This window comes from Methyloligella sp. GL2 (assembly GCF_013341275.1).
Classification (GTDB): Bacteria; Pseudomonadota; Alphaproteobacteria; order Rhizobiales; family Methyloligellaceae; genus Methyloligella.
Genome location: NZ_CP054476.1, coordinates 1,604,035 through 1,626,798, shown reverse-complemented (window position 1 = coordinate 1,626,798; position 22,764 = coordinate 1,604,035). Strand labels below are relative to the sequence as shown.

Annotated in this window: 20 protein-coding genes; 10 read left to right on the top strand and 10 right to left on the bottom strand. The window is 63.7% G+C overall.

Annotated features, from left to right (window positions below; translation table 11 throughout):
- Positions 1-150 precede the first annotated feature (150 nt).
- The 4 genes from HT051_RS07625 (at position 151) to pqqE (ending at position 4,024) form a co-directional block, all read left to right on the top strand.
- Complete coding sequence (locus tag HT051_RS07625; RefSeq protein ID WP_174541483.1) at positions 151-1,353, top strand: hypothetical protein; 1,203 nt, start codon at positions 151-153, stop codon at positions 1,351-1,353.
- A gap of 368 nt (positions 1,354-1,721) precedes the next feature.
- Positions 1,722-2,456 (top strand): pyrroloquinoline-quinone synthase PqqC, encoded by a 735-nt coding sequence (gene pqqC / locus HT051_RS07620; protein ID WP_174541482.1) that lies wholly within the window; start codon positions 1,722-1,724, stop codon positions 2,454-2,456.
- On the top strand, positions 2,456-2,761 hold the full coding sequence (gene pqqD / locus HT051_RS07615) for a pyrroloquinoline quinone biosynthesis peptide chaperone PqqD (protein WP_174541481.1): 306 nt from the start codon (positions 2,456-2,458) through the stop codon (positions 2,759-2,761). The genes pqqC and pqqD overlap by 1 nt, the downstream gene beginning before the upstream one ends.
- 24 nt (positions 2,762-2,785) lie before the next feature.
- A complete protein-coding gene (pqqE, locus tag HT051_RS07610) occupies positions 2,786-4,024 on the top strand; it encodes a pyrroloquinoline quinone biosynthesis protein PqqE (protein ID WP_174541480.1) in 1,239 nt (412 codons plus the stop codon).
- A 191-nt stretch (positions 4,025-4,215) separates the two neighbouring features.
- On the opposite strand, the gene HT051_RS07605 is transcribed toward pqqE, so the two are convergent.
- Together HT051_RS07605 and HT051_RS07600 are read right to left on the bottom strand one after the other, a co-directional pair.
- Positions 4,216-4,611 (bottom strand): hypothetical protein, encoded by a 396-nt coding sequence (locus tag HT051_RS07605; RefSeq protein ID WP_174541479.1) that lies wholly within the window; start codon positions 4,609-4,611, stop codon positions 4,216-4,218.
- Positions 4,595-5,698: a hypothetical protein gene (locus HT051_RS07600; RefSeq protein ID WP_174541478.1), complete on the bottom strand. Its 1,104-nt coding sequence runs from the start codon at positions 5,696-5,698 to the stop codon at positions 4,595-4,597. Before HT051_RS07600 ends, HT051_RS07605 begins: the two co-directional genes overlap by 17 nt.
- Positions 5,699-5,920: 222 nt before the next feature.
- Here HT051_RS07600 and HT051_RS07595 point away from each other — a divergent pair, with 222 nt between their 5' ends.
- Positions 5,921-7,147 carry an ABC transporter substrate-binding protein gene (locus HT051_RS07595; RefSeq protein ID WP_174541477.1) on the top strand — a complete coding sequence of 409 codons (1,227 nt, stop codon included), beginning with the start codon at positions 5,921-5,923 and terminating at the stop codon, positions 7,145-7,147.
- A gap of 21 nt (positions 7,148-7,168) precedes the next feature.
- Here the strand turns inward: HT051_RS07595 and HT051_RS07590 are convergent, their stop codons facing one another.
- Complete coding sequence (locus HT051_RS07590; protein ID WP_174541476.1) at positions 7,169-8,017, bottom strand: quinoprotein dehydrogenase-associated putative ABC transporter substrate-binding protein; 849 nt, start codon at positions 8,015-8,017, stop codon at positions 7,169-7,171.
- A 258-nt stretch (positions 8,018-8,275) separates the two neighbouring features.
- Entirely contained in the window at positions 8,276-8,803 is a 528-nt protein-coding gene (locus HT051_RS07585; protein WP_174541475.1) for a hypothetical protein, read from the bottom strand.
- 306 nt (positions 8,804-9,109) lie between these two features.
- Here HT051_RS07585 and HT051_RS07580 point away from each other — a divergent pair, with 306 nt between their 5' ends.
- Positions 9,110-10,591 carry an NAD(P)/FAD-dependent oxidoreductase gene (locus HT051_RS07580; RefSeq protein ID WP_174541474.1) on the top strand — a complete coding sequence of 494 codons (1,482 nt, stop codon included), beginning with the start codon at positions 9,110-9,112 and terminating at the stop codon, positions 10,589-10,591.
- Positions 10,592-10,605: 14 nt separating this feature from the next.
- Here the strand turns inward: HT051_RS07580 and HT051_RS07575 are convergent, their stop codons facing one another.
- Positions 10,606-11,907: a UDP-glucose/GDP-mannose dehydrogenase family protein gene (locus HT051_RS07575; protein ID WP_174541473.1), complete on the bottom strand. Its 1,302-nt coding sequence runs from the start codon at positions 11,905-11,907 to the stop codon at positions 10,606-10,608.
- Between the two features lie 234 nt (positions 11,908-12,141).
- On the opposite strand from HT051_RS07575, the gene HT051_RS07570 reads away from it, so the two are divergent.
- Positions 12,142-14,352, top strand: a complete 2,211-nt coding sequence (locus HT051_RS07570) for a CHASE2 domain-containing protein (RefSeq protein ID WP_174541472.1) — start codon at positions 12,142-12,144, stop codon at positions 14,350-14,352.
- Positions 14,353-14,370: 18 nt separating this feature from the next.
- On the opposite strand, the gene HT051_RS07565 is transcribed toward HT051_RS07570, so the two are convergent.
- The 4 genes from HT051_RS07565 to HT051_RS07550 all read right to left on the bottom strand — a co-directional run bounded on the left by HT051_RS07565 (position 14,371) and on the right by HT051_RS07550 (position 19,731).
- A complete protein-coding gene (locus HT051_RS07565) occupies positions 14,371-16,581 on the bottom strand; it encodes a SulP family inorganic anion transporter (RefSeq protein WP_174541471.1) in 2,211 nt (736 codons plus the stop codon).
- A gap of 163 nt (positions 16,582-16,744) precedes the next feature.
- A complete protein-coding gene (locus HT051_RS07560; protein WP_174541470.1) occupies positions 16,745-17,518 on the bottom strand; it encodes a leucyl/phenylalanyl-tRNA--protein transferase in 774 nt (257 codons plus the stop codon).
- The gene (gene aat / locus HT051_RS07555) at positions 17,518-18,486 is read right to left on the bottom strand and encodes a leucyl/phenylalanyl-tRNA--protein transferase (RefSeq protein ID WP_174541469.1); all 969 of its coding nucleotides are present in this window, start codon (positions 18,484-18,486) and stop codon (positions 17,518-17,520) included. The genes HT051_RS07560 and aat overlap by 1 nt, the downstream gene beginning before the upstream one ends.
- Before the next feature lie 267 nt (positions 18,487-18,753).
- Positions 18,754-19,731 (bottom strand): leucyl/phenylalanyl-tRNA--protein transferase, encoded by a 978-nt coding sequence (locus tag HT051_RS07550; protein WP_174541468.1) that lies wholly within the window; start codon positions 19,729-19,731, stop codon positions 18,754-18,756.
- 331 nt (positions 19,732-20,062) lie between these two features.
- Between HT051_RS07550 and HT051_RS07545 the strand changes: the two genes are divergently transcribed.
- The 3 genes from HT051_RS07545 (at position 20,063) to HT051_RS07535 (ending at position 22,001) form a co-directional block, all read left to right on the top strand.
- Positions 20,063-20,833, top strand: coding sequence for an NAD kinase (locus HT051_RS07545; RefSeq protein WP_174541467.1), 771 nt, complete (start codon positions 20,063-20,065; stop codon positions 20,831-20,833).
- 103 nt (positions 20,834-20,936) lie between these two features.
- Positions 20,937-21,500, top strand: coding sequence for a response regulator (locus HT051_RS07540; RefSeq protein ID WP_174541466.1), 564 nt, complete (start codon positions 20,937-20,939; stop codon positions 21,498-21,500).
- A gap of 78 nt (positions 21,501-21,578) precedes the next feature.
- Positions 21,579-22,001 (top strand): Hpt domain-containing protein, encoded by a 423-nt coding sequence (locus HT051_RS07535; RefSeq protein ID WP_174541465.1) that lies wholly within the window; start codon positions 21,579-21,581, stop codon positions 21,999-22,001.
- Between the two features lie 12 nt (positions 22,002-22,013).
- Here HT051_RS07535 and HT051_RS07530 read toward each other — a convergent pair whose 3' ends face one another.
- Positions 22,014-22,592, bottom strand: a complete 579-nt coding sequence (locus HT051_RS07530) for a nitroreductase (RefSeq protein ID WP_174541464.1) — start codon at positions 22,590-22,592, stop codon at positions 22,014-22,016.
- Positions 22,593-22,764 lie beyond the last annotated feature (172 nt).

The window sequence follows — 22,764 nt, the reverse complement described above, 5'->3', positions numbered from 1 at the left end:
CCCCGCTTCGCCCACTCAATCGTCACCGGCCTATGTTAAACAGAGAATCAGCAAAAAAGCCTTGGGAGGCCAGAGGGGATGCCCAGCCGTATAACATCGGTAACCGGACAGATTTGTTTCATTCTCGCGCTCGCCGCGTGCCTGAGCCTGTTGCAGACGGACCTCGCGCCGGCGCCCTTGGACGGCTTGCTCGGCGTGAGCCCCGCCGCGGCCCAAGAGGATGCGGACGAGACCGGCGAGACGCCGGAAGAGCCGCAGGAGACGTGGTTCGACTTCGAGGTTCCCGAACAGGGCTTCGGCATCTCTTTCCCGGAAAAGCCCACCGTCTCGGCGAAATCCGTTGCTGGGCAGAGCCCCTTGATTCAGCACGACTATCAGCTCGATCCGGGAGACGGCACCGCGTATCACGCCATCGTCTTCGAATATCCGGAAGGCCGCGCCCCCAAAACCAACACCGACTATTACGAGCGCCTGGTTTCGGCCTATGCGCAAGGCAGTGGCTCCAAGCTGGTGTCCCAAGGTCCCACGAAGATCGCCGGGCTGCAGGGCTTTGAGGCGACCGCCAGCGACGGCAAGCTCAATCACCTGATCGATATCGCTCCCGCCGGCGACCGGATCTACATGCTGGTCTCGGTCGGCCCGCGCGGCCACACCAAGAGCGAGGCGGCCAAGCGCTTCCGCGATTCGTTCCACCTGGTCGAAAAGACCAAGGAAGAGCCTCCGGCCGAGGAGGAGAAACCGGCAGCCGACGAGACGGAAGCGGCGGGCGACGGCGCGGAGACGCAATCCGAACCTGCCGACACCACGGACGATAGCGAGGCGTTAGACGAGACGGCCGGCGAGGATGCCGACGAGGAGACCGGCGAAGAGAGCAACAGCCTCTATGACGGCGAGCCGGACGCCGATAGCGACGCAGCCGCCGAGTCCGATGCGAAGGACAGCGCCGCGCCGTCCACGGATGCGGCGGCAGAGGAGCCGGCAGGCGACACCGCCGATGGGCCGGCCGACGATGGCGAGGAAGCGGCAGCGCCCTCCAATCAAGAGCCGGCCAGCGAGCCTGTCACCGAGGCAACGGACAAACCCGATGCCGGCGAGGCGCCGTCGGAAGAAGAGACGGCCCCGGCCGAGCCCGATGACAAATCAGATGAAGACCAGCCCGACAAGAAGACCGCGCCGGCCCCTTCTGAGGACGCACCGTCCGATGACGGCTCGGACGATGCCGTGGAGGAGCAGGAAGCCGCAGCGCCGAAGCCGGAAGCCGATACCGACACCGAGACCGGTTCGATCCCCGAGCAGCCCGAATCTGCCGAACCGGACGAAACCCTGGACGAAACCGAGCAATACGAGCTTTGAGCGGCGGCGGGGCGGCTCTTTTCGGCTGCCCCGCCCTCGTATCTCCACGGCAGCGCGTATCACTCAGGTTTAATCTCAGGAAATTCGCCTAAGCACCTGCACGGCCGGTATTTTCAGCACAACGAACGATCAGGACACCGGACCGCGCGCACCGCCGCTGTTGGAATTTCTTCATCTTGGTTTTTCCTCTTGTTCATGACGGCCAAGCCCGATCGCGGTTATGATTTGGTGCAAAGATAAACTTGACCGAAACGGGAGCCCACTATGAACCTCCCTGAACAAGGCAAGTGCGAAGATAAAAACGAAAACCGGACAAGGCCATCGCTTGGGAGAAGCAGGATGGCCGGCCCCGGAAGTGAGGTAACGCCGTGACCAAGATTTTGAGTCCCGATGAATTGGAGGCGGAGCTGCGCGCCATCGGCGCGGAGCGCTACCACGACAAGCACCCGTTTCATAAGCTGCTGCATGGCGGCAAGCTGAATAAGGGCCAGGTCCAGGCCTGGGCGCTCAACCGCTACTGCTATCAGTCGGCCGTGCCGCGCAAGGACGCCGCCCTGATGAGCCGCTGCTTCGACCGCGAGCTGCGCCAGGAATGGATCCACCGCATCGAGGATCACGACGGCAAGCCGGGCGAGGAAGGCGGCATCGAACGCTGGCTGGTCCTGACCGATGGGCTTGGCCTCGACCGCGACTATGTGATGTCGATGAAGGGCGCCCTCCCCGCAACGCGCTTCGCCGTGGAGGCGTATGTCCGCTTCGTGCGCGAGAAGACGCTTGTCGAGGCCGTCGCCTCCTCGCTGACCGAGCTCTTCGCCCCGAAGATCCACGAAGAGCGCATCTCCGGCATGCTGGAGAATTACGACTTCATCACCGACGATGTGATGGCCTATTTCCGCCGCCGCCTGACCCAGGCGCCGCGCGATGCCAATTTCGCCCTCGAATATGTGAAGCGCCACGCCCGCACCCCCGAGGCCCAGGCCGGTGTGCTCGATGCGCTGCGCTTTAAGACCAATGTGCTTTGGGTGCAGCTCGATGCACTCTATTTGGCGTATTATGATCCGGGGATGATCCCGCCAGGAGCATTTGTACCGGATCAAAAATAATGGCTGAAACGAACCGGCCTGGCCGCCTGATCGTCGATCAGGGGACCAAGCCTTACCTGCCCCCGTTCATGAAGCTCCGCTACGACAAGGGGCGCGACCGGTGGGTGTTGCTAGCACCGGAGCGGATTTTGTCTCCGGACAAGATCGCCGTCGAGATTTTGCAGCTTTGCGACGGCGTGAAGAACGTAGAGGAAATCTCCGGCCAGATGGCCGAGCAGTATTCGGCCCCGGTCGACGTGATCCAGAAGGATGTCGTCGAGCTGCTGCAGGACCTGGCCGATAAGGGGTTTCTGAAAGCGTTCTGAGCCCAATGAGGCGAAGTGACAGCTATGACGGACGAACTGAAACAGAACGGCCATTTCGAATCGGTCACCGTCGACGACGAGCCGACGGCCGGTATCGAGGCGAACGATGAATCGGCGGGCATTCTGTGCGCCCGCGCGCCGATCGGTCTGCTCGCCGAGCTGACCCATCGCTGTCCCCTGCAATGCGGCTATTGCTCCAATCCGATCGAGCTGGAGCGGGTCAATGCCGAGCTCACCACCGAGCAGTGGATTTCGGTGATGGAGCAGGCCGGCGAGATGGGCATCTTGCAAATCCATCTTTCCGGCGGCGAGCCGACCGCGCGCAAGGACCTAGAAGATATCGTCGAGGCGGCGGCCAAGGCCGGGCTCTACACCAACCTGATCACCGCCGCGGTCACCCTAAAGCGTGAGCGGCTGGAGAAGCTGAAAGCGCTCGGCCTCGACCATGTGCAGATCTCCTTCCAGGATGTGGATGCGGAGAACGCCGAGCGTATCGGCGGCTATCCCGGCGCCACGGCGAAGAAGCTGGAGGTCGCCCGCTGGGTCACCGATATGGGCCTGCCGCTCACCATCAACGCGCCGATCCACCGCCAGAACATCCATAATGTCGGCCGCTATATCGACCTCGCCGTCGATCTCGGCGCCCAGCGTCTGGAGATCGCCCATGTGCAGTATTACGGCTGGGCGTTTCTCAACCGCGCCTCGCTGATCCCCACCTACGAGCAGACCATGCAGAGCGTCGATGTGGTGGAGGCGGCGCGCGAGCGCCTCAAAGGCGTGCTCACCATCGACATGGTGGTGCCCGATTATTACGCCAAGCGGCCGAAGCCCTGCATGGGCGGCTGGGCCAAGGGCTTCATGAATATCACCCCCGCCGGCAAGGTGATGCCCTGCCATGCGGCGGAGAGCATCCCGCAACTGACCTTCGACAATGCCAAGGACCGGCCGCTGCTCGACATCTGGCTGCATTCTGACGCGTTCAACGCCTTCCGCGGCACCGACTGGATGAAGGAGCCCTGCCGCTCCTGCGCCTTCAAGGAGATCGATTGGGGCGGATGCCGCTGCCAGGCCATGGCTATGACCGGCGATCCGACCAATACCGACCCGGCCTGCTCGCTCTCGCCCTATCACCGCGAGATGGTCGCCGTGGCGCGCGAGGAATCGCATCAGCCGGTGAAGCCTTACGTCTACCGCAACCCGAAGAACGCGGCCCAGACCCTCAAGGCGAAGAAGGAAGACGCCGAGCTGACGCCGGCCGAATAAACCGAATTCTCTCCTGTAAAATCTCAAGGCCGGGGCGGCATTTGCCCCGGCCTTTTCATGTCGGCTGACAAGATTGACGGCAGCGTCGCAAACGGCGTGCCGACGAAAAGGGTGCACAGGGGATTTCAGTGGTGGCGGAGAGACTTATCTCGGCTTCCGGACTCAATCCCTCAGCCGCACCGCTGAAGCCCCTACCCGCCGAGGCGGCGATAGGCTTCTATGATGCTCAATACGGTGACCGGCACGGTGACGAGGAGGCCGATGCCCAAGGCCAGCGCGCCGACCAGATTGATCAACCAAAGCACGATCAGAAAGCCGAGCAATTGCCATTTATGGCCGCGAGTGATCTCGTTGCTCGCCTTCATTGCCTCGATCGGCCCCAAGCCGCGATCGATCACGAACCAGAGGGCGAACATCAGCATCAGCGCAAGAATGATGCCCGGAATAACGAACAGGATCAGGCCAATCGCGACGACGATGGCGACCAGGATATAGGTGCCGATAAAGGACAGCAGCGATTCCGGGTGCCAAAGATCGCCTAAGGAGACGGTCTGCGGGTTGTCGTGCCCCTTAAGGAAGAAGGACATGGCACCCATCGAGATCAGCATGCTGATGATGAAATTGAGGATCCCTGCCAAGGGCCGCATCGGCGGCATGGTTGGCATCTCGCCCGGCTGGGGAATCTCCGGCGCACCGAAAAGCGCAACGTCGATCATGCCGATAATGCTGCTTGCGATCATCGAGACGATGAACAGCACCAAAATCGCGCCAATAAAGATCCAGGGCCGGGATTTGAAGATCTCCCAGCCCGCCTTGATGGAATCGCCAATCGAGAATGCCATAGCCGTAAAGTAGCATGGCGTACCGTTGCCACCGCCATGGAGATTGCGAGTTTTCCTCAGCTTTCAGGCGAAACCCGCGTCCCGAGCGGCCTGCCCCGCGCGACGCCGCGCTAAAGCCGGCATAGGGCCCCGGCCCCGCCGCATCCTCCAGCAGACGATAGGCGTAGATGCCGGCCAGGAAACTGACCGGAACCGTCACCAAGAGCCCCAACCCGAAGGCCAACAGCCCGGCAAGGTTGAGCAGCCCCAGAAGCAGACCGAAGCCCAAAAGCCGCCAGCGATGACCGCGTGTGATGCGGCGGCTCTCCTCCAGCGCCTTGATCGGCCCCAGCCCGCGATCCATCACAACCACGGTTCCGAAGGCGAACATCAAGGCGAAGATGATGCCGGGCACGATCAGCAGGACCAGCCCGACCCCGACCGAAAGGCCAGCCAGGACCGAAGCGCCGAGATAGTTCCAAAACGGATGCGGCTGCCACAGATCGGACAGCGCCACTCGGTCCGGCGCGTCGAACGCCTTCAGGTAGAAGCCGGTGACGCCCATATAGACCAGCGTGCTGAGCGCGAGACTGAAAATCGTGCCGACGAAGCTTTCCTGCGGGATGCCGTCCGGCCCGTCCCATCCGTTGAGCAGCCCGTCGATCATCACGCTGAGCATGCTGATGGCCAAGGAGACCACCGCGAAGATGACCGTCGCGGCGAGATAGAGCCACGAGCGCTGCTTGAACGCCTCCCAGCCATAGCGGATGGTGCCGAGGATCGGAAAATTCATAGGCAGAAAGCTATCACGCCGCCCCAAATGCGGCGCGGCGCCCGGGATCGTTTTCCACAAGCACGATTTGCCGGCGTGGTCCCCGGATGAGCCTCGCCGCCGGCTACCTCGCCCCTGCGACAAATTGCCAACACTTCCCGGAAGTGATACCACATTTTCCTGCCCCGGCACGGATTGCGCCAACGCAACGAGAGGACCGGGCACGACCTAGGGAGGTTGAGCGTGGCGTATCCTCGTTACCGCCAAGTCCGTGCAGCACGGAGCATCTGCGTATGTCTTGCTGTGGCACTCGCAGCCGGTCTGGCGCCGATTGGCGCTAGCCACGCCAAGGACATGCCCACCCCCCTGCAAGAGGCCCAGGCCAAGAAGCTGACCGAGGTGCCGATCGGCGTGCTGCGCCAACAGCTCCGCCCGGAGATCCTGCCTGCCTCCCGCCTCGATGCGGAGCCGGAGGATATCGGCCTTGCCGGCGTCGATACCGCGCTGCGCGAGAACAACGCTGCCGGCCAGTTCACCGGCTTCCACTATACGATCGAGGAGGAGACCGTCCCGCCCGATGGCGACGCGGTCGCGGCCTTGAACGGTCTGCTCGATCGCGGCGTCCAATATGTCGTTGTCGATGCGCCCGCCGATACGCTGCTGGCGCTGGCCGATGCAGCTAAGGATAAGGACGTTCTGCTGTTCAATATCCGCGCGCCGGAGACCCGGCTGCGCCAGGCCGATTGCCGCGCCAATATCCTGCATGTTGCCCCCGACCGCACCATGCTGGCCGATGCCCTGGCGCAATATCTCGTCGCCCGACATTGGACCGATTGGCTGCTGGTGCGCGGCGAGAGTGACGCCGACAAGGCTTATGCTCGCGCCATCGACCGTGCCGCCAACCGCTTCGGCGCCACCATCGTCGATGAGCGGGTCTATCGGGAGATCCCCGGCCGCGACCGCGACGAGATCGGCACCCTGCCCGATCCGAGTCAGGGCGCCGCGGGCGAAGAAGGCGTGCCCAATTTCGACGTCGTGGTGGTCGCCGATGAAGAGCAGGCCTGGTCGCCGTTCGCGCCCTATCGCGGCGGCGCCCTCCGCCCGGTGGTCGGCAGCGCCGGGCTGATGCCGACCAGCTGGAACGCCTCACATATGAAATGGGGCGCCCGCCAGCTCAACGCGCATTTCGAGGACGAGCATCAGCGTCTCATGCTGCCGGTGGATTATCACGGCTATGTCGCCGCCCGCAGCGTCGGCGAGGCGATCACCCGCAATCGCGGCGCCGACTTCCAGACTATCAAGGATTTCATCCACGGCGACAGCTTCCAGCTCAACGCCTTCAAAGGCATCAAGCACACCTATCGCGCCTGGGACGGCCAGTTCCGCCAGCCCATCCTGCTCGCCACCGACAAGATCGTGGTCTCCGTCTCGCCCCAGCCCGGCTTCCCACATCCGAGCGCACCGGACCGCCTAGTCGATACCCTCGGCATCGACGAGGACGAGACCGAATGCACGGCCGTTGGCGGATAGGGAAAGCGGGGCGGCGCTAGCCTAGCGCTCAGCGGAGGCGGCTTTAATCACCTTCCCGTTGGGCTGCAGCAGCGGCACGTTATAGCGCAACAGGATCGCATTGATCGCCGGCTGGTCCTCGGCAATCAGCTTGTTCAGCCGGTGCTTCCATTGCGGCTCGTTCGGCCGCACCCCCATGGTGATGCCGTAGATCATCTCCGGCCCCGCCGTCTCGTTCACCAGCGGCACCACCTCCAGCGGCACATGGGAGCTTTTGGCGACATACCCGCCGATCGGTCCCCACAGGATCGCCGCATCCAGCTTGCCGTATGCCACCTGGTTGATCATCTGCCGCGGCAGATCGTGGGTCTGGTCGGCGTCGCCCGAGAAGGGCGAATCGAACGGCACCGCACTGGAGGTCAGCCCGTTGGTCGCCAGCAGCGTTGCCGGCGGGGTGCGGGAGAAGATACCGATTCGTTTCCCTTTCAGACGCGGATCGGACAGCCGCGTCACGCCTTGCAGCGCCGGATCGTCCCGCCGATAAATCAGCGCATAGGAGGTGTAATAATAGGGATTGGTATCCTCGATCAGCTCGGTGCCTTGGGCATAGCCCATGACGATATCGCAATCGCGATTGCTGAACGGGGTGGGCATGCCGCCATGCACCTCCGGATACCAGCTATAGCTCAGCTTGAGGTCGAGACGGTCGGCGATCAGCTCGGCGAGCTTATTCTCGAACCCCTCCCCCTTCAGGTTGGAGAAGGGAAGATTGTCCGGGTCGGCACAGACCCGCAAGACGCCATTCTCCGGCTCCGCCCGGACGGTTGCCGGCGCCTGGATCAGAGCGAATATCGCGACCGCCGCCGCCAGCACGGCACGCCACGGCGCCAATGGATTATTCCGGCGAACAGCCGACACCACGCATCTCCATTTCCGGATCGTCCTCGACCCGCATTCACCTCGGCGAGACAGATAATCATAGCATATCGACCAAACCATGGGGCCGACGCGAGCGCTCAGATCGCCAAAGCGTGACCACCGGGCGCAGCCAGCCGGCTTTCGCGCCAGATATCCGAAAAGAATAGGGATTCTCGTTGGTTAGGGGCGCACTCTGAATCGAATCCGAAGCCAAACCGCGCCGCTGGCGCGCTAGTCCCGTGCCTCGCAGGCGGAAATATTGGCCGCCCGCTCGGTGCCGGTCGGATAATAGGCCCCGGTCGGCCGGTCGCCGAATTTCGACATCACCGCTTCGCCGGCCACGATGCTCATCGGCTCATGGGTCGCTTTGAGCATCTTCACCGCGCAGCAATCGGCGTCCAGCTCCATGCTGCGCAAGGCCGGCTTGATATAGAAGAACGGCTGCGGCCCCATCTGGCCGAGCTCCTGATTGAACATCCGCACATGCCCCAGCGTGTGATGGCAGCATTCATGCGCCATCAGGAAGTGGCCGTATTCCGGCGACTGCGACAAGGTCCGCGCGCTGACCACGATCATCCCCTTACCGTCGTCACCGGCCAACGACACCGCCTGCTCGGGCACGTTGGGGGCCACGAAGGTGGCGATATCGCAATAGGGATTTTCGACTTCCGGCAGCCACATCGGCCGAGCGTCGACAGTGGCGCTGCGGAACAGCGCGAAAGCGAAGAGGGTTGCAATGGCCAGAAGCGGAAGACGCATTCTCGTCTACCCTTTGCTAGCAAGGCTCCCAGTTCTTAAATCTAATGCGGCGCGGAGCCTTAGCGGAACAGTTTTTTTGCACCTGCGAACAAATCTGCCGGAGATGTCACTGTAGCGCCAAAATCGGTTGTGCACCTGCGAAGATTCGACGCTTTGTGCACAACTGCGCGGTTTCATCGCAAATTGCCGTTTCGAGGATCGGCGGCGAGGCGTAAATTATAGGTGTGGTGCCGAAGTAAATTTAAACGAAAACAAACCGATAGGCGGTACCAGAAAGGGCGGAAAACCGGAGTTAGAAGATCAACGATGGATATTCGAGCCGAGACAGACAAGCTTTGCATCATCGGAGCCGGCCCTTCGGGACTCGCCGCCGCGAAGACCTTCAAGCAGCGCGGCATCCCATTCGATTGTCTGGAGCGGGAGGGGGATATCGGCGGGCTGTGGAACGCCCATACCGAGACCGGCGTGGTCTATGATAGCACCTTCCTGGTCTCCTCCCGGCGCCATACCGGCTTCGAAGACTTCCCGTTTCCGGACGACTATCCGATCTATCCCTCACACGCCCAGGTGCTCACCTATCTGAAGGCCTATGCCAAGGCGTTCGGCATCGACGAGCGCATCGAGTTCAACGCCGAGGTGGTCGAGGCCAAGCGCACCGATGGCGGCTGGCGCGTGCATGTGAAGGGCGAATCGCATCCGCGCTTCTACAAGGGGCTGGTGATGGCCAACGGCCATCATCACATCCCCCGCATTCCGAAAATTCCGGGCACCTTCTCCGGCGAGATCATGCATTCGCGCGATTACCGCAATGTGCAGCAGCTCGCCGGCAAGCGAGTCGTCGTCGCCGGCGGCGGCAACTCGGCCTGCGATATCGTGGTGGACGCCACCAGCGTCGCCAAATCGGTGCATCAAAGCCTGCGCCGCGGCTATCACTTCGTGCCGAAATTCATCCTCGGCCGCCCCACGGACGGCATCGTGCATTTCTTCGAGAACTTCCCGATGCCCTATTGGCTGCGGAACCGGCTCTATACCCGCTGGATGCGGCTGATGGCTGGACGGCCGGAGAAGTTCGGCCTGCCCAAGCCGGATTACTGGATCCTCGACAGCCACCCGACCATGAACACGATCCTGCCTCAGCTCGTCGCCCATGGCCGGATCGACATCAAGCCGGACATCGCCGAATTCGACGGCAATCTCGTCCGCTTCGCCGACGGCTCGGAGGTGGAGGCCGATCTGGTGGTGTTCGCCACGGGATACGAGATCAGCCTGCCCTTCCTCGACAACGATCTGGTGTTCGATGCGGACGGCAAGCCGATCCTCTATCTGAACGTGTTCCATCCCGAATATGACGATTTCTTCGCCGTCGGGCTGATCCAGGCCAATGGCAGCATCTGGCGCCTCGCCGACGACCAGTCGACGCTCATTGCCAGCTATCTGATCGCCCGCAGCAAGCACGATCCCAAGGCGGAGTGGTTTGCCGAGAAGAAACGCCGCGGGATTGCGCACCGCTCTTATGTACAGAGCGAACGGCATACGCTTGAGACCAACTACTTCGCCTATCGGCGGCTGGCCAAGAAGCTGATCCGCCGCTTCGGTGCCCTGGCCAAGCAGAGCCTGAGCGGCGCGCCGCTAAAATCGGACGTGGTGGAAAGCGAGCCCTTCATCGCCGCGATCGAGGCGGCGGAGACCCCTTGCGTCAACGGCGCCAAGGCCGAGATCGCAAAAACACCGAGCGCGGCCAAGAAGAAGAGCGCCGCGGGCGCGTCCTCCTCCGTCTCCGCCAAATAGCCGGCTGCGGCGTCCTAGCGCCCGATGCTGGAATAGGTGAAGCCGGCCTGCTTGGCTTGGGCCGGCGAGAACACGTTGCGCAGATCCACCAGCACGTCGCCGCGCATCTTCGCCTTCAGGGTCGGAAGCTGCAGCGCGCGGAACTCGTTCCACTCGGTGACCACCACCAGCACATCGGCCTCTTCCGCCACATCCAGCGCGCTCGCGCACCACGCCACATCGGGGAGCAGCCCCTTGGCGTTCTCCATGGCTTCCGGATCGTAGGCCTTCACCTTGGCCCCGCGCTCCTGCAGCATCGGGATCAGGGTCAGGCTCGGCGCATCGCGCATATCGTCGGTGTTCGGCTTGAAGGCGACGCCCAGAATACCGACCGTCAGATCGCGCACCGAGCCGCCGACCGCCTGCTCCACCCGCGGCGCCATCGCGATCTTCCGTTCCGAATTGGCGGTCTGCACCTGCTCGATCAGCGAAAGCGGCGCCTTCGCCTCGCGCGCGGTGCGCACGATGGCCGCCACGTCCTTGGGGAAGCAGGAGCCGCCATAGCCCGGCCCCGGATGCAGGAACTTGTCGCCGATACGCCCGTCGGCGCCGACCGCCGTCGCCACCTCCTGCACATTGGCGCCGACCTGCTCGCAAAGATCGGCCACCTCGTTGATGAAGGTGATCTTCATGGCGAGGAAGGCGTTGGAGGCGTATTTCGCCAGCTCCGCCGATTCGCGCGAGACAAACATCACCGGCGCATCGCGCAAAGTGAGCGGCTTGTAGAGCTGCTCCATCAGCTCCTGCGCCCGGTCGTTGTCGCAGCCGACCAACACCCGGTCCGGATGAGTGAAATCGTAGATCGCCGAGCCTTCCCGCAAGAACTCCGGATTGGAGCAGACAGCGAAATCGGCATCGGGCCGAAGCGCGCGGATGCGCCGCTCGATCTCGCGGGAGGTCCCCACCGGCACGGTGGATTTGGTGGTGATCACGGTGAAGCCGGTGAGATAGGGCGCGATCCCCTCCACCGCCTCGTAGATGAAGGTCAGATCCGCATAGCCGTCGCCGCGCCGCATGGGAGTGCCGACCGCCAGGAACACGATCTCCGAGTTGGCGACGGCATCCTTCGCCTCGTCGGTGAAGGAGATGCGTCCCATGCGCAAATTGCGCTCCAACAGCTCGTCCAGCCGCGGCTCGTAGATCGGCACCTCGCCGGCGCGCAGACGCTCCAGCTTGTCGGGATCCTTCTCGATGCAGGTGACGTTCCAGCCGAATTCGGAGAAGCAGGCCGCCGAGACCAGCCCCACATAGCCCGCACCGATCATGCAAATATTCACGAAGCAATCCCCTCCAGCTCGCGGCTGACGCGCGCAACCAAGGCGCGGTGGTAATCCATCCCGCGCCGCAATTCAATTTCTCCCGTGCCGCACCCGGCCCGCATCCGTTGCAGCAAACCAACCACTTTCAAGACGGATCGGAAACGCTGTGGAGCACCGGCGAGGCATCGACTAGGCTCTGCCCGCTTAGTGTTCGGATATGACGCTTTTATTGCGGGGATATAGGGGCGCCCGATGAATTCTCGCCTTCTCTATGGCCTTATCGTCGGCGCTGTCATCCTCGCCGCGCTGCTGCTGCGCCTGTGGGACCCGGTGCCGGTGGCCCGGCTGCGCAGCCTCGCCTTCGATACCTATCAGCAGCTGAGGCCCGCCAAGTTCCAGCCCCAGCTCCCGGTCCGCATCGTCGATATCGACGAGGAGTCGCTGCGGCGCCTCGGCCAATGGCCCTGGCCGCGCACCCTGCTCGCCGAGCTGACCGAGCAGCTGACGGAGATGGGCGCCGCCGCCATCGGCTTCGATATCGTCTTCCCCGAAGAAGACCGCATGTCGCCGGCCAATATCCTGAAGAGCTGGCCCGACCGGGACGAGGCTGAAAGGCTGGAAAGCACGCTCGGCGCCCTGCCCTCCAACGATGCGGTCTTCGCCGAGGCGATCGGCCAAGCCCCGGTGACGCTGGGCTTCATCGGCCTTGACGCCGGAGGCGGCCAGCCGGTGAGCAAGGCGGGCTTCGCCTTCGGCGGCGACGATCCGAAACTCTTCGCGCCCCACTTTAAAGGTGCCGCCGCCAGCCTGCCGATCCTGCAAGATGCGGCCAAGGGCTCCGGCTCGCTCAACTGGGTGCCGGAATACGATCACGTCATCCGCCGCATGCCCATGCTGGCCACGGTCGGCGACCGGCTCTATCCGGCCTTCGCCGGCGAGTTGCTGCGCATCGCTCAAGGCGCCTCCACCTATGTGGTGAAGTCCTCCGGCGCCAGCGGCGAGGAAGCCTTCGGCGAGAAGACCGGCATCGCCAAGATCCGCGTCGGCGATTTCGAAGTGCCGACCGATGCGCGCGGCGAGATGTGGATGAAGTTCAGCCCCGCCAATCGGGATCGCTATATCCCCGCCTGGGCCCTGCTGCAGGGCGAAATCGGCGCCGAGGCGATTGAGGGCCGCATCATCCTGATCGGCACCAGCGCCGCCGGCCTGCTCGACCTTCGCGCCACGCCGCTCGATGCCGCTATCCCCGGCGTGGAGCTGCACGCCCAAGCGGTGGAACAAATCCTTACCGGCGACTTTCTCTTGCGGCCGGATTTCGCCAAGCCTGCCGAGCTGATCTACATCTTGGCTCTGGGCATTCTGATCGCGGTGCTGATCTACCGCGCCGGGGCGCTGCTCAGCGCCGGCATCGGCATTGCCGCCATCGCCGCGGTGATCGGCTTCTCCTGGTACGCCTATGAAAGCCTCGGCTGGCTGGTCGATCCGGTCTATCCGGCCATCGCGCTTGTGGCGACCTATCTTGCCGGCACGCTGTTCGTGTTCCTGCGCACCGAACATGAGCGGAACCGCGTGCGCAACGCCTTCAGCCATTATATGGCGCCCGCTCTGGTGGAGCGGCTCGCCGCCGATCCCTCGCGCCTCAAGCTCGGCGGCGAGACCCGCGACATGACCTTGCTGTTCTCCGATGTGCGCGGCTTCACCACCATCTCCGAGGGGCTGGATGCGGAGGAGCTGACCCGCCTTCTCAACGAGCTGTTCACGCCGCTCAGCGAGATCATCCTGGAGGAGAACGGCATCATCGATAAGTATATGGGCGATGCGGTGATGGCGTTCTGGAACGCGCCCCTCGACGACGCCGACCATGCCGCCAATGCCGCCCGCGCCGCGCTTCGCATTGCCGGCGGCATGGATGCGCTGAACGCCAAATGGCGCGCCGCGGCGGACGCCAAAGGACGCCCCTTCCATCCGGTGGTGATCGGCATCGGCCTCAATACCGGGCCGTGCTGTGTCGGCAATCTCGGCTCGGAGACCCGCTTCGATTATTCGGTCATCGGCGACAATGTGAATATCGCCTCGCGCCTGGAAGGCCAGTGCAAGACCTATGGTGTCGACAGCGTGGTGGGCGAAAGCACCGCGGAACTGGCTCCCGACTTTGCCTATCTGGAGCTCGATCTCCTGAAGGTGAAAGGCAAGACCGAGGCAGTGCGCATCTTCACCTTGCGCGGCGATGGCGCGGCGAAAGCCGACCCCGATTTCCAGGCTCATGCGGCGCGCCACGCAGACTTGCTGCAGAAATACCGCGCCAAGGATTGGGACGGCGCTGAGAAGCTTTGCGACGCGCTTGCCGAAACGCATCCCGACCTGGCGGCGCTTTACGGGCTGTATAAGGACCGCATCGCAGTTTTCCGCAAATCCCCGCCGCCGAAGAATTGGGACGGCACCAGCGAAGCGGAAGGCAAGTAGGACGCTGACGCGTTCAGCCTAGACCAGCGCCGAGATCTCGCGGTTGGCGAAGTCCAGCCGGTCCGCCAGAAGCCGCACCATCAGCTCGTGGAAGGCGGCGGCGGCGGCCGGATCTTCCTGCTTCATCTTCTCGAACGACTCCCGCGACAGCCGGTAGACGATCGTCGGCTCCTCGGCGATCACGTCGGCGGTGCGCGGCAGATTGCGGTAGAAGCCCATCTCGCCGACCACGGTCTGCCCCACCATGCGCCGCAGACGGATACGCCGCCCCGCCTCGTCGTGGATGGTGATGACCACGCAGCCCTCGGCGATCAGCTCCACCGAGTCCGACGGCGTTCCCTGCTCGAACAGCACATCGCCCTCGGCCAGCTCGCAGCGCTCCAGGAAGGGTGCGATACGGGAGAGATTGCCGATCTCGCCGAACTCGGCCTTAAGCCAGGATTCGAAGCTCCGGTCGCTGGAAGCCGCCGCCTCATGCGGCCGCAGCAGATGATCCTCGCACCATTCCAGCGCCTCGTTGCGGCTGCGGAACGCCTGATGCCCACCGCCATCGGAGAAGAACCCGGCTCGCGCCAGATTGCTGCGCGTCCCCTCGTCGAGACCGGAGAACACCAAGGTGACGCCATGCTCCTCGCAATAGTTGCGCAGCTTCACCAGGCTCAGCACCGCCGAGGTGTCCAGGCCAGAGACGGCCGTAAAATCCAGGATCACGTAATGCACCCCGTGCTCACAGGCATTGTCGATCGCTTGGCGCACCCGCTCGAACAGCCCGTTGGAGGAGCCGAAGAAGATGAAGCCGGAGAGCCAGAAGATATGGATGCGCCCGCCCTCCTCCTGCAGGATGCGGCGCTGCTCCGGCGCGCGCTCGACATTGCCGGCGAATTCCCGCCGGGTCAGATGCCGGCGGATCACCCCGATGCGGCTATAGCTCATGGCGAACAGCAGGCAGGCGCCGATCACCCCCAGCACCACGCCGAGCAGATAGCCGAAATAGCAGATCACGATCATGATCGCCGCGGCGAGCGCGAAATCCGCCCAGGAGCGCTGTGCCGGCGAATGCAGCAAGGCCTCGATCAGAATCACCACGCCGAGATAGGCCAGCATGCCGCCCAGCACCGCCTTGGGCACGAAGCTGCCGACATCGATGCCGGCGAACATCACCACGCCGCAGGTCGCGGCAACGGCGACACCGCTCCAGCGGGTGACCGCGCCCGCCTCCTTGATCAGGATGCTGCCGTTCAGCGAGAGATTGCCGGCCACGCCGCCAAGCCCCGCGGCCAGAACATTGGCCAGCCCGTTGACCCGCAGCTCCTTGTCCAGATCGGCGGTCTTCTGCCGCGCCACCTCAAGGCTCGAAACGTCTAGCAGCATGGAGATCGCGGTGACGCCGCACACCGCCCCAATCTCCGCGCTGCTCTGCGCCAGGGCCCACCAGTCGATATCGGCCCGCATTGTCGCCCCGATCGGCCACCACGGGGTGAGCTGGCCGACGCCGGCCAGAAACCAGTGATCGGAGCCGCCGGGATGAAAGCCGAGCAGCACGGCATCCATCACCGCCACGAAGGCGACGAAGGCGATGGGGAGCGCCAGGAAGGTGCTGACCCATTGCCGCAAGACAACGACGGAGAGCGCGAAGAACAGCCCGACAGCCAGCTCAGGCGCATGCGCGAAGGAGAAGGTCTCCGCCCAGCTTGCCGGCGAAAGCGTCAGGCTGGTGCCGGTCACCACCTCGACACCGCCGGTCATCAGCAGCCAGCCGGAAGCCGCAAGGAAGCCGCCGATCACCGGGTAAGGCACAAAACGCAGCCACTGGCCGAGACGGAACACGCCGAGCCCGAACAGCAAAATGCCGGTGAACAGCGTGCTGATGGAAAGCGCCAGCAGCACATTGATGATGATGGTCTGCTCGGGAAGATTCTGGGCCAGGAGACTGGCCGCAACGGTGCTCGCCAGCACGCTCATCACCGCCACGGCCGGCGTATCGGGCCCGGCATCGGCCGGCACCAGGCTGGTGGTCAGCGCCACCACGAAACCGGTGACGATAGTGCCCATCAGCAGCGCCGCGAGGCCGAGCGCGAAGCCGCCCGCGATGGCGCCCTGGAAAATCAGTGCACTGAAAGAAATACAATAGGCGATCTGCACGACCGCGGCGATCACGCCGGCGATCGCATCTCGGCCAATGATCAAAGCCTCAGGCTTGCCCGGACGCTTCATCGCTAAGTGAGCCAAGGGGACTAAATGCGCCTCCAAGCACAAGGAATGTTCTGCCGCGATCGCAGCCCGCAATTCCGTTTTCCGGCAGCCGCCCTCGCGGGCGCGCAGCCGAGTCTGCCGCCGTCAGACTTATACAGCTTTGCTTGGAGCGTGCCACCGCAAACCCGCCGGAGGCGGCTTACGCCGCGCCTGCGAGCCAGTGCGCTTTCGGCCGCCAGCCGCCAACCGAAATCTCTTCCCCGGCCCAGCTTCCGGTCGCGGCCGGAATGGCGCTGGCCTTCTCGATGAAGCGATTGAATGCGTCGCGCGGCACCATGGTAAAGCCCTGCCGCAGCAATGCGCCGGTCATGTACTTAGCGTCGTTGGCGAAATAGCCGGCGCGCTGCAAATGGCAATTCAGCGTGGCGAAAGCCAGCTTACCCGCATCGGGAAGCGATGAGAATTGCGCCTCGGTGAAGAACACTTTGCCCGCGGCCAGCCCGTACGCGCCGCCGACCAGATCTCCGTCGGCATCCCAGACCTCGACCGAATGGGCGATCCCGGCCTCGAACGCGGCAACGAACGCCGACGCCACCTCATTGTCGAGCCACTCCCGGCGCCCTTGGCGCGGGCGGTGGACGGTACAGGCCTGCACCACCTCCTCGAAAGCCCGGTCGAAGGTGACGCGATAGCCGGGCCGGGTCAGCTTGGCGGCAAGCCGGCTGCCGAGATGATAATTCTCGATGAACAGCACCATACGGTTGGCCGGCGCGCACCACTCGGTGCACCCGGCGACACGGCGCGGGAACAAGCCTTTGCTGTAGGCGGCAAGCAGGGTCTCGATACTGAGTGCCCCGCAGGTTCCGGCCCGTCCGTCCGAAGCGCTGGCGATCTCGGGATTGGGAAGCACGGGCGCAGCACCCGCCGCTCGTCCATAGCCGGCAACACGGACCGGCAACACATTGAAACTCATTACGCACCTACCGAAGTCATATCTGTTTCACTGAATTTGGCCGCCCCGTCTTCCGCGCCGGCCGGCCCCGCTCCTCCCGTACCGCCCGGCTTGACCGCCTTTTCGGGGCGCCAATCGGCGACGATCTCAGGCCCCGCTTCGACCTCCCAGCGGCCGGGCTTGCCCGGCCCGGCCATGGCCTTCTGGTTCAGCGCCAGATAGTCGGCGCGCGGAATTTCGTGGAAGCCGAGGCTGCTGGTCACCGGGGTGACGATCTTGGTGTCGATGAAGGAGAAGCCCCATTTGGCGAGGTGCCAGGCGAGCACCGAAAGGGCGACCTTCGAAGCATTGGGCTCGAGCGAGAAAAGCGACTCCCCGATGAACACCCTGCCGACGGCGAGCCCGTAGCCGCCGCCGACCAGCTCGCCCTTCTCGTTCCAAACCTCAAAGGAATGCACCAGCCCGGCGTCGAACAGATCGGCATAGGCGCGCATCATCTCCGGCGTCACCCAAGTGAGATGCCAACGGCCCGGCCGCTTGCCGGCGCAGTGGGAAACCACATGCTCGTAATCGCGATCGAAGGTGACGGTGTAGCGCCCCTGGCGCATCAGCCGGCGCAGGCGCTTCGGCATGTGAAACTCGTCCAAGAAGACGATGCCGCGCACCGAAGGCGACCACCATTTCGGGCCCCCGGTATGGCCCAGCGGAAACAGCCCGCGCTTAGCCGCCGCGACGATGGTCGGGATCGAAAGATCGTGCACCACCCCGACGACGCCGCCGGCATTCAGCGGCGATTCCGGATCCGGCAAGTCCTTGCCTCCGCCCAGCAGGTCGTTGAGCCAGATGCGGGCCATGACCGGCACGTCGCCAACCCGCGAAGGCATCAGCGACCAGGCGGTGCCGAGCACGTTCCGCTCCAGCCAATCGCGCGCCGATTCCCGGAACAGCGCATCGCGCAGCCTCCGGCGCTCCGCCGATGGCGGCGGCATTTCGGAGGACCCGGCCGCTACGGCGCGGTCGCATGACGATTGGCCCGATGAGGACACGCGAAATACCCCGAACGTTTCTTGCCGCAACGGCCGCCTTGCAGGGCGCCGCCGACAGCAACACCGGCGTCTTGGGCGCCGGCCCATCGTCATTAGGGGTACTGGGGAAGAATTAAGATTGGCTTGCCGGGGGACGGAAATACAGAAATTACTAACCACGATTTGCGCAGCCGGCTCGCACCGATACACCGGCAATCGGTATCGCTGCGGCTAGTCGCCCGTTCCGGTCCGCTGCACTTGCGTATCGATAGCCGGCTCGGACGAGCGGTGCTGACATCCGCCGTGATCCGCCTCCGCCTTGGGCGCAGCGGACACCGCATGGTCCGGACGCCAATCCGCAACGACCTCGGTTCCGGCCTCGGCATGCCAGCGGCCGATACGGCCGGGCTTCGCCATGGCCTCTTCGTTCAAGGCCAGGAACTCCGCGCGCGGCACTGCGCGAAAGCCGAAGCTCTCCATCAACGGATTCATATGCTTGGTGTCGATGAAGGAGTAGCCCCACTTGGCCAGATGCCAGACCAACATCGCGACGCCGATCTTAGAGGTGTCGCGCCGGAGCGAGAACAGCGATTCCCCGATATAGACAGAACCGACGGCAATGCCGTAACCGCCTCCGACCAGCTCGCCCTCGCGGTCCCAGACCTCGAAGGAATGCGCGATGCCGGCATCGAACAGATCGGCATAGCTCCACATGATCTTCGGCGTGATCCAGTTGAGATGCCAATGTCCCGGACGCTTGCCGGCGCAGGCGGTGATCACCCGCTCGAAGTCTTGATCGAAGGTAACCCGATAATCGCCGCGGCGCATGGTGCGCCGCACCTGCTTGCCGATATGAAACTCTTCCAGATCCAGGATCGCCCGCTGCTCCGGCGACCACCATTTCGGACGTCCGACATGACTGTGAGGATACAGTCCGCGCTTCGACGCCTCGATCAACGTGGGCACCGAAAGATCACGGCAAATCCCGACCACACCGCCGGCATTCAACGAAGATTCCGGGTCCGGCAATCCGTTGCTGCGGGCCAGCACGTCCTTCAGCCAGAGCCAGGTGAGCGCCGGCATGCTGGCAACCCGCTCCGGCGCGAAAGACCAGGCGATTCCGAGACCGTTGCGCTCAAGCCAATCCAGCGGGGTCTCGCGAAACAACTCCTCACGCAGGCGCTGGCGGTCGGCCGGGGTCTCGTTCAAGGAAGCTGCAACCGCCCGAGGGGCGCCGGACACGTCCTGTGAGAGGGACACGAAATCACTCCGAAATTTAGAGTTTCCCAAGGCCCCCGTGCGTAGCGAGACCGGCCGCCTTACCCCTCCGGGCCAGCGCCACTAACGGGTATCGGGCGAAGCTTAAGATAGACTTGCCGTGTTGGATTAAATGCAGCCGATACGTGTCAGGACACTTTGAAACATCGAAACGCGATGACGGGCTTGCCTTCCGTGGGCACGCAGCCTTTATAGTGCCCGCTTCCCTGCCGGACCGAACGCGCCGGCGCCAACGTTTGAAAACGCCCTAGCGCGAAAGACCATGGCCCATTTCCGCAAGATCGCCTTCGTCGCCAGCGAGCATGACGAAGCCCAAGCCGCCTTTAGGCGGCTGACCGAGCTCTACGGCAATGTCGAGCCCAGCAAGGCAGACGCCATTGTCGCGCTCGGCGGCGACGGTTTGATGCTGCAGACCATGCACCGCTACATGACCGACAAGATTCCGATCTACGGCATGAATCGCGGCTCGGTGGGTTTCCTGCTCAACCAATATAGCGAGGAGATGCTACCCGAGCGGTTGGAGACGGCCGAGGTGAACGTCATCCATCCCTTGCGCATGGTCGCCATCGACCAGAACGGACAAGAACATCAAGGACTTGCTATCAACGAGGTCTCTTTGTTCCGTCAGCGCTACCAGGCGGCGAAGCTGCGGATCGCCGTGGACGGGCGGGTGCGCATGAACGAGCTGATCTGCGACGGGGTGCTGGTCTCCACCCCGGCCGGCAGCACCGCTTACAATCTGTCCGCCCATGGGCCGATCCTGCCGATCGAGGCGCCCCTGCTGGCGCTCACCCCGATCAGCCCGTTCCGCCCTCGGCGCTGGCGCGGCGCCCTGCTCCCCAACGAGGCGACAGTGCGCATCGAGGTGCTGGAGGCGGAGAAGCGGCCGGTCAGCGCCGTCGCCGACCACACCGAATTCCGTAATGTCGTGACGGTGGATGTGCGCGAGGAAGCCAAGATCGACATCCTGATGATGTTCGATTCCGGCCACAGCCTGACCGAGCGCATTCTCTCCGAGCAATTCGAGTATTAGCACCTCAAGTAGTGCTGCCGCGGAATCGCCTTCCGCCCCTCCGATTCAGCGAACTTTAAGGTCGTCGCTGTAGTACTGCGCGGATTAGGGGTGGAGAGAATTCATGGCGAAAACGAAGATCGACGCGGCGCGCGTGCTTGTGGTGGAGGACAACGTCCATATGCGCCGCATCGTGGCAACGATCCTGGATGGTTTCGGCTGCCGGGAAGTCCACACGGCCACCGACGGCAAGCGAGCCCTCGCCATCCTCGCCGAACAGGACATCGACGCGCTGATCGTCGATATCGCCATGAACGAGATGGACGGGCTGGAACTCACCAGCGCGGTCCGCAACCCGGCGATCTCGCGCAATCCCTACCAGCCGATTATCGTGCTCACCGCCCATTCGGAGCCGCGCCATCTGACCGCGGCGCGCAATGCCGGGGCCAACGAAGTCCTTCAAAAGCCGGTGGAGGCCGACGCGCTCTATCACGCGCTGCATCGCGTGTTGGAAGACCCGGCCCCCTTCATCCGCACCAAGAGCTATTTCGGGCCGGACCGGCGCCGCAACGCCGGACGTAGCGCGACCGTGTCGCGCAAGGCGAAAAAAGTCCGCATGGGCGGCCGCTACATTCTGGATTTCACCAAATCCGAGACGGCGCCCAACCGGCCGGCCAGGCCGCTCTAGCTGCCTCTATCTGGCCGATATTTTTGTGTTCATTGCAGTAGCTTAGACGCTTCGGCGCTAACCAGACGAAGAGTTCCCATGTCGAGATCCGCACGAGCCGCCATCGAAAGAGCCAAAGCCGCTGTCGAAGCCCTGTCGCCGGCATTCAAAGCTTGGCTCGCCGAAGAGGTGGAAGCCTTGCAGCTCGCCTGCGAAGCCGCCGAGGCGGAGGATTTCTCGCTTCAATCGCGCCAGGGCATCTTCCTCTCCGCCCATACGCTGAAGGGCCAAGCCCCCACCCTCGGCTATCCCGAAGTGGCTAAGCTCGCCGCCTCGCTCTGCCGGCTGCTCAATTACTGGCTGCCCGAAGACGGCTTCAAACAGCTCGCCACCGCGCATGTGAAGGCGATCGCCGAGGCCGCGCAGGATGCGTCCGGCGGCAACCGCGATCAGATCGCCGAATCCCTGAAGGACTTGCGCGAGCAAACCGCCGATCTTCTCGGCCCGATGGCCCAGGACTAGGTAGTCACAGGACTAAGCCGGCCCGCGATAGACCGTCACGATATCCTCCAGCAGCGGACGGGGCCGCTCGCTCGGCTCGGCCTGCTTGGTGCCGATATAGATGAAACCGGCCAGGCGCTCATTTTCGGCAAGCGCCAAGGCGGCACGCACCGTCTCGTCGAAAGCATACCACTCGGTCAGCCATTGCGCGCCGAAGCCGAGCGCGGTCGCGGCGGTAAGCATATTCTGGCACACCGCCCCCGCCGAAAGCACCTGCTCCCATTCGGGCACGGCCGGAGTCTCCACGACATGCGAGACCACCGCCACCACCAAGGGCGCACGCAAAAAGCGCTGTGATTCGAATGCCAGCCGCCCCTCCCCGGGCGCATCTTCCGCTTTCGCGCAAGCCTCGGCCAAGACCTTGCCGAACACGGCCCGCCCCTCGCCCTGAAACAGGATGAAGCGCCAGGGGGCCAGTTTCTTATGGTCCGGAACCCGCGCCGCCGCCGTCAAAATCTGTTGAATTTCCGTCTCGCTTGGCCCCGGCTCGCCCAAATTATTGGCTGCCACCGAGCGCCGCGAGAGCAGGTGATCGAGAATTGGATTTGTCATTCTTGCTTCAATCGCTCCATAGCCATTTCCCTACAGCTAAAAGCGCCCCTGGACAACGCAGCCCATTCCCTGCTTTTGTCGCAGTTTCAGGTCCCAAGCTTGCCCAAATCGACCGATTTGGTAGCGAGGAGGGATTGCCTCTCGGTCCGGCCAGGCGTACTTGGTGGCGGCT

Bases quoted from the DNA above. Each gene is read 5' to 3' on its own strand.
- pqqD (WP_174541481.1), top strand. From the start codon at position 2,456: ATGGCTGAAACGAACCGGCCTGGCCGCCTGATCGTCGATCAGGGGACC.
- pqqE (WP_174541480.1), top strand. From the start codon at position 2,786: ATGACGGACGAACTGAAACAGAACGGCCATTTCGAATCGGTCACCGTC.
- HT051_RS07605 (WP_174541479.1), bottom strand. From the start codon at position 4,611: ATGTCCTTCTTCCTTAAGGGGCACGACAACCCGCAGACCGTCTCCTTA.
- HT051_RS07585 (WP_174541475.1), bottom strand. From the start codon at position 8,803: ATGCGTCTTCCGCTTCTGGCCATTGCAACCCTCTTCGCTTTCGCGCTG.
- HT051_RS07580 (WP_174541474.1), top strand. From the start codon at position 9,110: ATGGATATTCGAGCCGAGACAGACAAGCTTTGCATCATCGGAGCCGGC.
- HT051_RS07570 (WP_174541472.1), top strand. From the start codon at position 12,142: ATGAATTCTCGCCTTCTCTATGGCCTTATCGTCGGCGCTGTCATCCTC.
- HT051_RS07560 (WP_174541470.1), bottom strand. From the start codon at position 17,518: ATGAGTTTCAATGTGTTGCCGGTCCGTGTTGCCGGCTATGGACGAGCG.
- aat (WP_174541469.1), bottom strand. From the start codon at position 18,486: ATGCCGCCGCCATCGGCGGAGCGCCGGAGGCTGCGCGATGCGCTGTTC.
- HT051_RS07545 (WP_174541467.1), top strand. From the start codon at position 20,063: ATGGCCCATTTCCGCAAGATCGCCTTCGTCGCCAGCGAGCATGACGAA.
- HT051_RS07540 (WP_174541466.1), top strand. From the start codon at position 20,937: ATGGCGAAAACGAAGATCGACGCGGCGCGCGTGCTTGTGGTGGAGGAC.
- HT051_RS07535 (WP_174541465.1), top strand. From the start codon at position 21,579: ATGTCGAGATCCGCACGAGCCGCCATCGAAAGAGCCAAAGCCGCTGTC.
- HT051_RS07530 (WP_174541464.1), bottom strand. From the start codon at position 22,592: ATGACAAATCCAATTCTCGATCACCTGCTCTCGCGGCGCTCGGTGGCA.